The organism is Corallococcus interemptor (assembly GCF_003668875.1).
Classification (GTDB): domain Bacteria; phylum Myxococcota; class Myxococcia; order Myxococcales; family Myxococcaceae; genus Corallococcus; species Corallococcus interemptor.
Genome location: NZ_RAWM01000096.1, coordinates 1 through 14,053 on the forward strand (window position 1 = coordinate 1; position 14,053 = coordinate 14,053).

Sequence of the window (14,053 nt, forward strand, 5' to 3'; positions counted from 1 at the left end):
GGGCGGGGGAGCGGCGCTCAGGCCAAGCCCGAGCAGGGCCACGAAGGAGGGGAGCATGGGCGCGGGCAGTGTCGCAGCCCGCGCCCCTCCACGCACCTGCCGTACTGCTTCAGCGCTGTGGGGCGCTGGCCTTCATGCGGGCGAGCATCCGCTCGATGATGCCGAACAGCGCCTCGCGGTCCTCTTCCGGAAGCAGGCCCATCAGTCGGCGGATGCCCGCGTCCGTCATCAGCTGGATGACCTTGTAGATTTCACAACCCCGGTCGGTGAGCTTCGCGGTGACGGCGCGCCGGTCCTCCGCGTCCCGGCCGCGCTCCACCATGCCCATGTCCTCCAGGCGGTCCACCACGCCGGTGATGGTCTTCTTGGTGATGCCGATGCGCTGGGCCAGCACGCCCACCTGGATGGGGCCGTCCATGCCCAGCCAGCCCAGGGCGTGCACCTGCGTGGGGGTCAGCCGCATGTCGTCGCAGAGGCTCGCCAGCGGATCCCTCAAGGAGCGGAAGTGGGCCAGTTCCCGGATGAGCCCCATGAAGCGGCGCGAATCCGGCGTGGACTGGTCCCCTTCCTCCAGCAGGCGCTCCATCGCGGCCTTCTCTTCGGTGGCCTCGTCCTTCCCCTCGGAGCGCACCTCGGGCTCCGAGGGGGGAGTGATGGAGGTGGGGCGGCGCATCAGGCCGTCTCCACCCGGGCCGCGGCAGCGGCGGCGGCTTCCCGCTCACGGTCCTGGTTGGACGGATCGTGCGCCGTGCCAGAGCCACCCGCGAAGCCCGCGTCGCTGCCCTTGTTGCGCTTGAAGCGCGCGGCCAGCTGATCCAGCAGCGAGTACACCACCGGCACCACGCCCAGCGTGAGGAACGTGGAGGTGATGAGGCCGCCGATGATGGTGATGGCCATGGGCGCGCGCGTCTCCGCGCCGTCACCCTTGGCGATGGCCACCGGGATCATGCCGGCGATCATCGCGATGGTCGTCATCAGGATGGGGCGCAGACGCACCGGAGCGGCCTCGAGGAGCGCCTCGTGCGCCGTGCGGCCCTTCTCACGGACCTGCAGCGTGAAGTCCACCAGGAGGATGCCGTTCTTCACCACCAGGCCCATGAGCATGATGACGCCGATGAGGGCGAACATGGACATGTACTGGCCGGTGAGCAGCAGGCCGCCAATCGCCCCGATGAAGGCGAAGGGCAGCGACAGCATGATCGTGAACGGGTGGACCAGGCTTTCGAACTGGGCCGCGAGGATCATGTAGATGAGGATGATGCCCAGGAGCAGCGCCGTGCCGAACGCGGCCACGGACTTGCCCAGCTCCTTCGCGTTGCCTTCCAGCTCGCCCGTGACGCTCTTGGGCAGCTCCTTGGCGGCGTAGCCCTGCATGTAGGTGATGGCGTCCGACAGCGCGTAGCCCTCCTTCAGGTTCGCCAGCATGGTGACCTGCCGCTTCTGCGCCTGCCGGTCAATCTGCACCGGCCCCTCCGCGGGGACGATGCGGGCCAGGTTGCGCAGCTCCACCAGCTGCCCCGTGGGGGCGCGCACGGCCAGCTGGCCGAGCGCGTCCGCGGAGGCCAGCGTCTGCGGCGGCAGGCGCAGCTTCACCTCGTACGTCTCACCGCCCTCGCGGTAGTCCAGCACCTTGTCGCGGCCCAGGTAGGCGCGCAGCGTGGCGCCCAGGGACGCGGCCGGCACGCCCAGCGTGGCCGCGCGGTCGCGGTCCACCTGCACGTCGTACTGCGGCTTGCCGGAGCGGTACGTCATGTCCACGTCGGTGAGGCCCGGGTTCTGGAGCATCGCCTGGCGCATCTTCACCGCGGACTCCGTCAGCTCCTTCCAGTTGTCGCCGCGCAGGTTGAACTGCACCTGCTGCGAGCGCGCGCCACCACCGGACACCGCGGTCACGTCCTGCACAGCCACGGTGATGCCCTTGGGCGGGTGGATGTTCTGGCGCAGGTAGGCCTTCAGCTCGCTCTGCTTGAACGCGCGGTCCTTCACCGGCTTCAGGTTGATGAGCACCTCGCCCTTGTGGACCTCCTCCTGCACGCCGCCGCCCGCGGTGGTGAACGTGGAGGCGATGCCCGGCAGCGCCCGGACCTGGGCCGCGAAGGTGTCCAGCTGCGTCTGCGTCTCCTGGATGGTGGACCCGATGGGCAGCTCCACCGTGAGCTTGATGTTGCCGTTGTCCTGCTCCGGGATGAACGTGAACTTCAGGAACCGCATCATGCCGAAGGTGGCGAAGAGCACCGCCACCGCGACGACCATCGTGATGAGGCGGTGCCGCAGGATGCCGCCCAGGATCTTGCGGTAGCCGTTCTCCATGCCCACCAGCACCTTCTCCACCGCCGCGGAGAGGCCCGTCGGGTGGCCGTGCTCACGCAGCAGGCGCGAGGACAGCATCGGCGTGAGCGTCATGGACACCACGTAGGAGATGAGCGTGGCCACCGCCACCGTGACGCCGAACTGGTAGAAGAACTTGCCGATCATGCCGTCCATGAAGGCCACCGGGATGAACACCGCCACGATGGCCAGCGTCACCGCGAGCACCGCGAGGGCAATCTGTCCGGCGCCCTCCAGCGCGGCCTGCATGGGCGTGGCGCCCTCTTCCATGTGACGGACGATGTTCTCGATGACCACGATGGCGTCGTCGATGAGCAGACCGATGGACAGCGTCAGCGCCAGCATCGTGATCATGTTGAAGGTGAAGCCCAGCGCCGCCATCACCGCGAACGTACCCACCACGGACACCGGCAGCGCGATGGCCGCCACGATGGTGGAGCGCAGGTTGCGCAGGAACACGAGCACGATGAGGACCGCGAGCACGCCGCCCAGGATGAGGTCCTCCTGCACCGCGTGGATGGAGGAACGGATGAACCGCGCGTTGTCCGTCACCGTCTCCACCTGGACGCCGGCGGGCAGCGTCTTGTTGATCTCCGCCAGCGACTCCTGCACCAGGTCCGCCACCTGCACCGTGTTGGAGCCGGACTGCTTGCGCACCACCAGCGCCACCGCGCTGCGCTCGCCGCTCTTCGCGCCCGAGCGCTGCTCCGCGGGGCCGTCCACCACCTCCGCGATGTCGCGCACGCGGATGGGAGAGCCGCCCGCGCTGGTGATGATGATGTTGCGGATCTCCTCCACGCTCTTCGCTTCGGACGTGAGGCGCACGATGCGCTCCCGGCCGCTGTCCATGCTGCGGCCACCCGGCACGTCCAGGCTCTGCGCCTTGAGCGCCTGGCTGACGTCGCTGATGGCCAGGCCGAAGCCGCGCAGCCGCTGCGGGTCCACCACGAGCTGGATCTCCCGCTCACGGCCACCGACGATGTCGATGCTGCCCACGCCCTGTTGACGCTGGAGGGCCGGCTTCACGATGTCATCCGCGACGCGCGTCAGCTCCTCCACCGGCAGCGCGCCCGCGAGCGCCAGCGTGATGATGGGAGCCGCGCCGATGTCGAACTTCTCCACGACGGGCGTCTCCACCTCGTCCGGCAGCTTGCTCAGCGTGGCCTGCACGCGGTCGCGCACGTCCTGCGCCGCGATGTCCACCTTGGTGGACAGCTTGAACTGCACGACGATCTGCGAAACGCTTTCGACGTTGATGGACTTGAGCGTGTCCACGCCGTTGAGCGTGTTGAGCGCCTCCTCCAGCGGGTCGGAGACGTTCTTCTCGATGGTCTCCGGGTCCGCGCCCGGGAGGATGGTCGTCACGGTGACGACGGGGAAGTCGACGTCGGGGAACTGGTCCACGCCGATCTTCGGATAGGCGAACAGGCCGAACACCACCACCGCCAGCATCAGCATGGCGGTGAAGATGGGCCGTGAAATGAAGGTCTTGAGCATTCAGGTACCCAAAGAAAGAAGAGGGGAGGGGAAGGACCGCTACTGCGCGACGCGCACGGCGGTCCCCTCCTTGACGTCCAGCGAGGCGTCGGCGAGCACGCGCTCCTCCGCCGTCAGGCCCTGCAGCACCTTCACGTAGCCCGGCAGCACGCGCTGCACGCGCACGTCGCGCTTGCGCACGGTGCCGTCCTGCACCACCCACACGAAGCCGTCCTGGCCCTTGCTGCTGACGGCCTGCGCCGGCAGGAACAGGCCGTTGCCCGCGTCGCCCGCCGCCTTGGAGAAGTCCATCTCCACCAGCGCGCCGGGGCGCAGCGGGTGCTCCGTCTTGCCCGTCACGTCCGCCAGCACCTCCACGGTGCGGCTCTGCGCGTCGATGACGGCGCCCACGTTGGCCACCTTCGCCTCGAAGCGCATGCCGCTGGGGTTCACGGTGCCCGGCGTCACGGTGCCCGGCGTCACGTTGTCGATGACGGACTCCGGCACCAGCATCCGGATCTCCAGCCCGTCCGTGTCCACGATGGAGAACACCGGGGTGGAGGGCGTCATCGCCACGGAGTCACCCACGTTCTTGGTGCGCGCGGTGATGATGCCGTTGAAGGGCGCGATGATGCTGTGGTCGCGCAGGTTCTCCACCGCCAGCCGGTACGCCGCACCGGCCTGCGCCGCCTGGGCCGCGGCCTGCTTCTGGCCAATCTCCGCCTGCTCCAGCGCGTTGGCCGCCACGCCGCCGGACTCCGCCACCTTGCGCGTGCGCTCCAGGTTGCTGGAGGCCAGCTGCAGCGCGGCCTCCGCCATGTCCTTGGCCGCCTTCGCCTGCTCCACCGCGATGGAGACGTTGGACGTGTCCAGTTGCGCCAGCACGTCGCCCTTCTTCACCTTGTCGCCCACCCGGACGTTCACCTTCGCCAGGGTGCCGGTGGCCTGGGGACCCAGGACGGCCTCCTGCTTGGAGCGGACCTGGCCCGTGACGCGGGTCACGTTCTGCTCCAGCTCGGTGGCCGGAGTGATCGCCTTGACGCCCAGCGCGTTGGAGCCTTCCTGCTGCGCCGGAAGCTGCGCCTTCTCCGCGCCCGCCTTCGAGCACCCCGCCGTCGACACCGCCACGGCCACCACGGCAGCCAAGATTCGCTGATTCACGCGTCCGAACTCCTGCCGGTTCGCCGGCGGGACACCCGCCCTGGCTCCTGCTCCGGCTAATTCTTTGTGGGCTAGAAATTACCGACACTCGATTATCTGTCAAGAGGATACTCCGGAGTGCGGACTATCCACTCCCCAGTCATCCTGCGGGGTTGGCCGCCTGCCCCCCGGGGGTTCAGACTTCTTCACAACACCGCTGCCGGCGCGCTGCGTCACCAGGAAGGCGGGCATCCGGCGCGGTGGGGACGGGGGGCTTCGCTTGTGGCTGACGGCGGACGCCTGTTATTGACTCGCGAATCAACCCAAGCCGGGACAACCCCCGAGGACTCGCGATGCTCAACCCGTTCACCGAGGACCATGAGGCGTTTCGCAGGTCGGTGCGCGCCTTCGTGGAGAAGGAGATGGCGCCCTACGGACTGGAGTGGGACCGGGCGGGCATCTTCCCCCGGGAGCTGTTCAAGAAGTGCGGCGAGCTGGGCTTTTTGGGCATCAACCACGACCCGAAGTTCGGCGGCAGCGGCCTGGACTACTGGTACGTGACGGCGTTCGCGGAGGAGCTGTCGCGCAGCCGCAACGCGGGCGTGAACATGGCGCTCCTGGTGCAGAGCCAGATGGCCACGCCCATCATCAACGAGATTGGCACCGACGAGCAGAAGCGTGAGTTCCTGGAGCCCGCGCTCAAGGGTGAGCGCATCGCGGCGCTGGGCGTGAGCGAGCCGGGCTGCGGCTCGGACGTGGCGAGCATCAAGACGACGGCGCGCCGGGACGGCGACGACTACGTCATCAACGGCAGCAAGATGTGGATCACCAACGGCACGCGCGCGGACTTCATCACGCTGGCGGTGCGCACCGGTGAGCAGGGCTACGGCGGCATCTCCCTGGTGACGTTCCCCACGGACGTGAAGGGCTTCAGCATCTCCAAGAAGCTGGACAAGATTGGCAACCTGTCCTCGGACACGGCCATCCTCTACTTCGAGGACTGCCGCATCCCCGCGCGCTACGTGCTGGGCGAGGAGAACCAGGGCTTCTACCACATCATGACCAACTTCCAGGGTGAGCGCCTGGTGGGCGCCATCACCACGGTGGGCGGCATGGACCGGATGCTGGAGGACGCCCTCCAGTACGGCAACGAGCGCGAGGCGTTTGGCCGGCCCCTCATCAAGTTCCAGGTGTGGCGCCACAAGTTCGTGGAGCACCTGACGGCGGTGGAGGCGGCGCGGCGGCTCAACTACTACGCGGTGGACCTCTACGACCGGAAGGAGAACCCGGTGAAGGAGATCTCCATGGCGAAGCTGTTCGCCGGAGACCTGGCCCAGCGCGTGGCCTACGACTGCCAGCAGTTCTTCGGCGGCATGGGCTACATCGAGGAGACGCCCATCGCGCGCATGTGGCGCGACGTGCGGCTCATCACCATCGGTGGCGGCACGTCCGAGGTGATGAAGGAGATCATCTCCAAGCTGTACGGCTTCTAGCTACTTCCTGCCGAAGAGGGCCTCCGCGGCGCTGAGCATCGCGTCGCGGGAGTCCTTCGGGTGCAGGCCGCCTTCGCCCAGCTGGAAGAGCTCGCAGAAGTTGGCCTCGTCCTTGTCGCGGGGGACCTCCGCGAAGGGCTCCTTGCAGGCCTTGGCCACGGACTCGTCGAAGTGCCGGCAGTTGCGGCACGAGCGCAGGTCCTCCTCGCAGCCGGGACACGTGTCGCGGCGGCCCACTTGATTCGCGATGATGTCGAGCTTGCGTCCGCAGTGCGCGCAGCCGGGCATGGCGGTCCTCCCCGTCAGACGGTAACGGGGCGGCATCCTGCCAGAGTCCGGCCTAGCGCTGGACGCTGGGCGCGAACGCCGGGGAGGGCAGGGAGGAGGCCTCCTGGGGCCGGCGCAGCTCGCCGGTGGCGTCCAGGAGCTGGTCGTCCAGCCGCTTGAGGAGGAACAGGACGTACGCGGACAGGGCGGACAGGACGGCGGCCATGATGCCCAGCAGCATGCCGCGCTGCCAGCGGTGGGCCTGCTCCATCACGCCGCGGCGTTCCTTGAAGGTCTTCAGCTGGGCGTCCACGGAGCTGCCGTCCAGCTTCTGGGCGAAGTCGGAGGCCTGGGCGCTGCCCCGGGCCATCAGCCAGCGCCCTTCGGCCTGCAGGGCCTCGGCGCGCGCGTAGCAGAACGCCGCTCCACCCGCGCAGAGCAGGGAGATGCACAAGGCCGCTGTCACGCTCCGGGTGCCCATGCCACCAACCCTCCGGCGAAGTCCGTGGGCGCGACCACATAACAGGCCGCGACTGCTCCGGCTTTCCGAAGACAGTAGCGGATGCTAGGGACGGCTTCTGACATGGGCAAGCCCTACCGTCCTAAAGACCACTATTTCCAGAAAGCCAAGCAAGAGGGACTGCGAGCGCGTTCCGCGTTCAAGGTCGATGAGATCCTCAAGCGCTTTCCAGGCTCCGTGAAGAAGGGCGCGGCCGTGCTCGACCTGGGCGCGGCGCCGGGGGGGTTCCTCCAGATATTGGCGGACGCGGTGGGGATGAACGGGCGCGTCATCGGCGTGGACATCGTGGCCATCCGTCCGTTCTCTCAGAAATGGGTAACGACGGCGGTGCTGGACGTGCTCGCGGACGACTTCGACGCGAAGCTGGCCGCGATGTACGACGGGCTCTACGACGCGGTCATCTCCGACATGGCGCCCAAGACGTCCGGCATCAAGGGCACGGACGAGGCGCGCAGTCTGCGGCTGGCGGGCAAGGCGCTGGAGGTGGCCGCCACGCGAGGCCGGCCCGGCGCCACGTTCGTGGCCAAGGTCTTCATGGGCGGCGACTTCGAGGCCTTCCGTGACGAGGTGCGCCAGCACTTCGAGGAAGTGAAGATCGTCCGTCCGGAGGCCACGCGCGGCGCCAGCATGGAGGTCTACGTGGTGGGGCTGCGGCGCCGGGGCCCCGCGCCGGCCGCTTCCTGAAACGGCGAAGGGACCGCCACGGACGCGGGCGGCGTCTAGAGTGCCGCCCCTATGTCTTCTCCACCGCGTCCGCGTGTCCTCGCCGTCGTGCCGTGCCTGCTGCTCCTCCTGTTGTCCTCCGTGTCCGTGGCGGCGCCCTCGGCGAAGGCGCCCCCGACGTGGAAGGCCATCGACGCGCTCGTCGAGGAGGACAAGGTGGAGTCCGCCGCGCAGGGGGCGGAGGCCCGGCTGGCCGCGGCGAAGGCCCAGGGTGACGCCGACGAGTGGACGCGGGCGTTGATCCGCACGGTGCAGCTGCGCACGCGGTTGCACGGCTATGAGACGACGGTGCGCTTCCTGCGCGAGCAGCCCTGGCCGGAGGGCCTGAGGCAGCAGGCCACGCTGCACCTGTTCTACGCGGCGGTGCTCACGCACTACGTAGAGGCCTACCGCTGGGAGATTGGCCAGCGCGAGCAGGTGGTGTCCTCCGGGCCGGTGGACCTGAAGGCGTGGACGAAGGATCAGCTCTCCGCGGAGATCCAGCGCACGTACGCCGCCGTCTGGGAGCTGCGGCAGAAGTTCGGCACCGAGCCCGTGAAGGTGCTGTCCGAGTACGTCGAGCCCAACACGTACCCGGAGGGCATCCGCTCCACGGTGCGCGACGCGGTGACGTACCTGTGGGTGGACTCGCTGGAGGACACGGACCTGTGGCGCCCCGAGCAGGAGCAGGGCGTGTACCGGCTGGAGCTGGGCGCGCTCCTGGAGGGCACGCCGAAGGTGGAGCTGAAGGACCCGTCCGCGCATCCGCTGACGAAGGTCGCGGCGGTGCTGGGGGACCTGGAGGCGTGGCACCTGGCGGCCGGACGTCGTGAGGCGGCGCTGGAGGCGCGGCTGCGGCGCTACGAGGTGCTGAACACGTCGTTCGCCGACAACGCGGATCATCGGCGCATCCGTGAGCACCTGGCCGCGCACCTGAAGGGCTTCCGGGACGTGCCGTGGTGGTCCAAGGGACAGCACCAGCTGGCGGAGCTGGAGCAGCAGGCGGGCCGCTCCATCACCGCGCACACGCTGGCGAAGGCGTGCGCGGAGGCGTGGCCCAAGTCGATGGGCGGTGCGCAGTGCGCGGCGCTGGTGGCGGGCCTGGAGGCGCCGGAGCTGTACGCCTCCGTGATGCAGGTGGACGGGCCGGGCAAGCGCTCCATCCAGGTGAACCACCGCAACGTGGGCTCGCTGTACTTCCGGGCGTACGCGGTGGACGTGGAGGCGCGGCTCGCGAAGCCCGACGCGGACCTGTCGCTGTTCGCCAGCACCGCGGAGATGAACCGCATGGTGGCGTCGCGCAAGCCGGACGCCGCGTGGAGCACGGTGCTGCCGCCCACGCCCGACTTCCAGCGGCACCAGACCTTCGTGACCCCGCCGGCGCTCAAGCCGGGCGCGTACGTCATCGTCCTGTCCACGCGCGAGGACTTCGCGAAGAAGAACAGCAAGCTGCTCTCCCTGCCCATGTCCGTGTCGCCCTGGGCGGTGACGGTGCGCAAGGCGGACCCCAATCAGGCGGAGCTCCACGTGGTGGACGGGGCCACGGGGGCGGGCGCTCCGAACGTGGAGGTGCGGCTGGTGAAGCCGGACTACCGCACGCGCCGCTTCGGCGTCGTCAGCCGCCGCACCGACGCGAACGGCGACCTGCTGCTCACGGGCACGGACGCCAACCGCTACGAGGACATGATGCTCGTGGTGGGCCGGGGCAAGGGCGCGATGGTGTTCCCGGGCTCGGTGTACCTGTCGCCCCTCTATGCGTCGACGCCGCAGGACCAGGCGCTCATCTACACGGACCGCGCCGTCTACCGGCCCCAGCAGAAGCTGCTGTGGAAGGTGGTGGCCTACCGCCCGGAGGAGCAGTCGAAGCGCTACCGCGTGCTTCCGGATTCGGCGGTGACGGTGACGCTCGTCGACTCCAATGGCCAGGAGGTGGCCAAGCGCGAGGCGCGCACCAACGCGTTCGGGTCGGTGGCGGGCGAGTTCGACCTGCCCTCGGGGCGGCCCCTGGGCCAGTGGACGGTGCGCACCAGCCCCAACGGCTACGCGGGCGTGCGCGTGGAGGAGTACAAGCGGCCCACCTTCGAGGTCACGCTGAAGGACGCGCCGGAGGCGCTGCGGATCAACCGCCGCGCCACGTTCCAGGGCGAAGCGCGCTACTACTTCGGGCTGCCGGTGACGCGCGGCGCGGTGAAGTGGCGCGTGTCGCGCGAGCCGGTGCTGCCGCGCTGGTGGTTCTGGGAGCGCATCCCGGCCACCACGGACCTGGTGGCCTCCGGGACGGCGACGGTGGGGGAGGACGGCGGCTTCACCGTGGCGTTCACCCCGGAAGCGGATGAGCGGCTCGCGAAGGCGCAGGGCATGTCGTGGCGCTACCGCGTGGAAGCGGACCTGACGGACGAGGGCGGCGAGACGCGCTCCGCGAGCCGGTCCTTCCGCCTGGGCTTCGTGTCGGTGGAGGGCCGCGTGGACTCCGACGTGGGCTTCGTCCGCGAGGACGTCCCGTCGGAGGTGCGGCTCGTCCGCTCGAACCTGGATGGCGCGCCGCAGTCAGGGCCTGGCCGTTGGCGACTCATCGCCCTGAAGGCTCCGGCCCGTCCGCTGATGCCGTCGGAGGTGCCGGTCGAAAAGCCCCAGCCGCTGGATGCCGAAGCGCAGGAGCGCAAGGAGGTGTCCCCCACGCCGGGTGACGCGCTCAAGGCGCGCTGGGACACGACCTACGACGTGGAGCAGACGCTGCAGCGCTGGGGCGACGGCGCGGAGGTGGCGCAGGCGGCGGTGACGCATGGCGCGGACGGTGTCGCCACCGTGAAGCTGCCGGCGCTGCGCGCGGGCGCGTACCGCCTGCGCTACGAGACGACGGATGCGTTCGGCCAGAAGGCCACCGCGCAGCGGGACTTCGTGGTGGCGGGAACTCGGGCTCCGGCGGGCTTGCCGGCGGTGCTGGCGGCGGAGCGCGCGTCCGTGCGCGTGGGTGAGGTGGCCCGGTTGCTGGTGGCCTCCGGCTTCGAAGGCCAGCCGCTGGTGATGGACGTGTACCAGGGGCGCAAGCGCATCGAGCATCGCCAGCTGACGGCGGGGCAGGGGCGCGCGGTGGTGGAGCTGCCGGTGACGGAGGCGCTGCGCGGAGGCTTCACGGTGGTGCTGTCGCTGGTGCACGACTGGCAGTCGCTGAACTTCCAGCAGACGGTGGCCGTGCCCTTCGACGACAAGGAGCTCAGCGTGGAGTTCGCGACCTTCCGCGACACGCTGCGGCCCGGCGCGAAGGAGACCTTCCGCGTGACGGTGAAGGGGCCCCAGGGCGCGAAGCTGGAGGCGGGGGCCGCGGAGCTGCTGGCGTACATGTACGATCAGTCGCTCAACGTCTTCGGGCCGCACACGCCGCCGCAGATTGCCCAGCTCTATCCGCAGCAGAGCCTCTACGTGGAGTTCCGGACGTCCGGAGGCTCCTTCGGTGCGGACTGGCTGTTCGACGAGCTCGACCGGAACCGGCCCTCCGCGCCGGAGCCTTCCGAGGACTCGCTGAAGTTCGGGGACGGCTACGGACTGGGCGGTCCAGGGTACGGGTACGGCTACGGCCGGGGCGGAGAGCGCATGCGGGCCGCGAAGCCCGGAGCCGTGATGCGGGAGTCAGCAGACCGCGCGGCGCCTCCGCCTCCGCCGCCCGCACCCGCCCCCTCCGCCGCGACGCCGCCCACGGGCGGACGGGTGCTGGAGCAGAAGCGTCGCGAGGTCATCCAGATCATCAAGGGCAGCTCGGGCTCCGGTGAATCCGGCGAGCAGCCCCTGCGCTCCAACTTCGCGGAGACGGCGTTCTGGATTCCGCAGCTGCTCACCGGGCCGGACGGCGCGGCGGTGCTGGAGTTCACGGTGCCGGACTCGGTGACGGCGTGGGACGTCTGGGTGCACGCGCTCACGAGGGATCTGCGCGGTGGATCCACGCAGCGCTCCACCCGCAGCGTGAAAGAGCTGATGGTGCGGCCATACCTGCCGCGCTTCCTGCGCGAGGGCGACCGCGCGGACCTGGAGGTCGTGGTCAACAACGCGGGCACCCAGACGCAGCAGGGCCAGCTCACGTTCGACATCGTGGACCCCGACACGCAGAAGAGCCTGCTCGCGGACTTCGGCGTGAAGGCGGCCGTGCAGCCCTTCACGGTGGCGGCGGGGAAGGGCACGCACCTGCGCTTCCCCATCACCACGCCCGCGCGCGTGGGCCCGGTGGCCTTCCGCGTCGTCGCGAAGACGGGCGCGTTCAGCGACGGCGAGCTGCGCCCCCTGCCGGTGCTGCCCGGCCGCATGCACCTGGCCCAGTCGCGCTTCGCCATGCTGAACAACCAGGACCGCCGGACGCTGACGTTCGAGGACCTGAAGAAGTCGGACGACCCCACGCGCGTGAACGAGCAGCTCGTCGTCACGGTGGACGCGCAGCTCTTCTACTCCGTGCTCCAGGCGCTGCCGTACCTGGTGGACTACCCCTACGAGTGCACGGAGCAGACGCTCAACCGCTTCGTGTCCACGGGCATCGTCTCCAGCCTCTTCGACAAGTATCCGGCGGTGGCGAAGGTGGCCAAGGACCTGAGCCAGCGCAACACGCGCCTGGAGACCTGGGACGACGTGGATCCGAACCGCAAGATGGCGCTGGAGGAGACGCCCTGGCTCAACGAGGCGAAGGGCGGGAAGGACTCCGACGAAGCGCTCCTGCGCGTGCTGGATCCGAAGGTGGCCCAGGCCCAGCGTGTGTCGGCGATGACGAAGCTGCGCAAGTCGCAGAACGCGGACGGCGGCTTCCCCTGGTGGCCGGGCGGTCCGTCGTCTCCGTACATGACGCTCTACATCCTGCACGGCCTGTCGCGCGCCATGGAGCACGGGGTGGAGGTGTCGCCCTCCATGACGGAGCCGGCGTGGGGCTACCTCACCACCCAGTTCCGCAACGACTACGCGAACCGGCTGATGAAGAAGGACCTGGGCTGGGAGTTCCTCACGTTCCTCAACTTCGTGGCGTCGGCGTATCCGGACGCGCGCTACACGGGTGAGGCCCTGACGGCGGCCGAGCGGCAGCGCGTGCTCGACTTCTCCTTCAAGCACTGGAAGGAGCACTCGCCGTACCTCAAGGGCTACCTGGCGCTCACGCTGAACCGGGCGAAGCGCACGAAGGACGCGCAGAAGGTCTGGGACAGCGTGATGGACTCCGCGAAGACGTCGCAGGACCTGGGCACGTACTGGGCGCCGGAGGACCGCGGCTGGCTCTGGTACAACGACTCCACGGAGACGCACGCCTTCGCGCTGCGCACGCTTTCCGAGCTGCGTCCGAAGGACCCCCGCCGCGCGGGCCTGGTGCAGTGGCTGCTCCTGGACAAGAAGGTGAGCCACTGGAAGTCCACGCGCGCCACCGCCGAAGCGCTCTATGCCCTGGTGAACTACATGGAGGCGGAGGGCTCGCTGGCCGCGCGCGAGGAGCTGAAGGTGACGGTGGGCCCGAAGGTGGTGACCATGGCCTTCTCGCCCGACGTGTACACGGGGAAGAAGAACCAGGTGGTCCTCACCGGCTCGGAGGTGAACGCGGGCACGGCGTCCACGGTGGTGGAGAAGACGACGCCGGGCTTCGCCATCGCGTCCGCGACGTGGCACTTCTCCACGGAGCAACTGCCCAAGGAGGAGCGCGGTGACTTCTTCCAGGTGTCGCGCCGCTACTTCGTGCGCATCCGCGAGGGCAACCAGACGCTGCTGCGCCCGCTGACGGACGGCGCGAGGCTGCGCCCTGGTGACGAGGTGGAGGTGCAGCTGTCGCTGCGCACGAAGCACGCGGCGGAGTACGTGCACCTGAGGGACCCGCGCGCCGCGGGCCTGGAACCGGAGAACGCGCAGTCCCGCCACAAGTACGACCTGGGCATCGTCTGGTACGAGGAGACGCGCGACTCGGGGACGAACTTCTTCTTCGAGTCGCTGCCGGCCGGTGAGTACACGTTCAAGTACCGGCTGCGCGCGAACCTCGCGGGCACCTTCCGCGTGGGTCCGGCGACGGTGCAGTCCATGTACGCGCCGGAGTTCACCGCGTACTCCACGGGGACGATGCTCACCGTGGACAAGGCGCAGTAGGCCTCACCCGGGGCCGGCGTCCCCACGCGGGGCG

8 protein-coding genes are annotated in these 14,053 nt (G+C 69.4%); 3 read left to right on the forward strand and 5 right to left on the reverse strand.

The window, feature by feature from the left end; translation table 11 throughout:
* Positions 1-109: 109 nt before the first annotated feature.
* From D7X96_RS27615 to D7X96_RS27625, 3 genes are read right to left on the reverse strand one after another with little or no spacing between them, the layout of a single operon-like run.
* On the reverse strand, positions 110-673 hold the full coding sequence (locus D7X96_RS27615; protein WP_120550647.1) for a MarR family winged helix-turn-helix transcriptional regulator: 564 nt from the start codon (positions 671-673) through the stop codon (positions 110-112).
* Positions 673-3,825 (reverse strand): efflux RND transporter permease subunit, encoded by a 3,153-nt coding sequence (locus D7X96_RS27620; RefSeq protein ID WP_121771122.1) that lies wholly within the window; start codon positions 3,823-3,825, stop codon positions 673-675. The genes D7X96_RS27615 and D7X96_RS27620 overlap by 1 nt, the downstream gene beginning before the upstream one ends.
* A 39-nt stretch (positions 3,826-3,864) precedes the next feature.
* Entirely contained in the window at positions 3,865-4,965 is a 1,101-nt protein-coding gene (locus D7X96_RS27625; RefSeq protein ID WP_120550645.1) for an efflux RND transporter periplasmic adaptor subunit, read from the reverse strand.
* A gap of 332 nt (positions 4,966-5,297) precedes the next feature.
* Between D7X96_RS27625 and D7X96_RS27630 the strand changes: the two genes are divergently transcribed.
* Positions 5,298-6,437 carry an acyl-CoA dehydrogenase family protein gene (locus tag D7X96_RS27630; RefSeq protein WP_120550644.1) on the forward strand — a complete coding sequence of 380 codons (1,140 nt, stop codon included), beginning with the start codon at positions 5,298-5,300 and terminating at the stop codon, positions 6,435-6,437.
* On the opposite strand, the gene D7X96_RS27635 is transcribed toward D7X96_RS27630, so the two are convergent.
* Complete coding sequence (locus tag D7X96_RS27635; RefSeq protein ID WP_120550643.1) at positions 6,438-6,725, reverse strand: hypothetical protein; 288 nt, start codon at positions 6,723-6,725, stop codon at positions 6,438-6,440.
* 52 nt (positions 6,726-6,777) lie between these two features.
* Positions 6,778-7,185 carry a hypothetical protein gene (locus tag D7X96_RS27640; protein ID WP_121771123.1) on the reverse strand — a complete coding sequence of 136 codons (408 nt, stop codon included), beginning with the start codon at positions 7,183-7,185 and terminating at the stop codon, positions 6,778-6,780.
* An 81-nt stretch (positions 7,186-7,266) separates the two neighbouring features.
* On the opposite strand from D7X96_RS27640, the gene D7X96_RS27645 reads away from it, so the two are divergent.
* Both D7X96_RS27645 and D7X96_RS27650 read left to right on the forward strand, forming a co-directional pair.
* Positions 7,267-7,908: an SAM-dependent methyltransferase gene (locus tag D7X96_RS27645; RefSeq protein ID WP_120550641.1), complete on the forward strand. Its 642-nt coding sequence runs from the start codon at positions 7,267-7,269 to the stop codon at positions 7,906-7,908.
* A 51-nt stretch (positions 7,909-7,959) separates the two neighbouring features.
* On the forward strand, positions 7,960-14,019 hold the full coding sequence (locus D7X96_RS27650) for an alpha-2-macroglobulin family protein (RefSeq protein WP_121771124.1): 6,060 nt from the start codon (positions 7,960-7,962) through the stop codon (positions 14,017-14,019).
* Positions 14,020-14,053 lie beyond the last annotated feature (34 nt).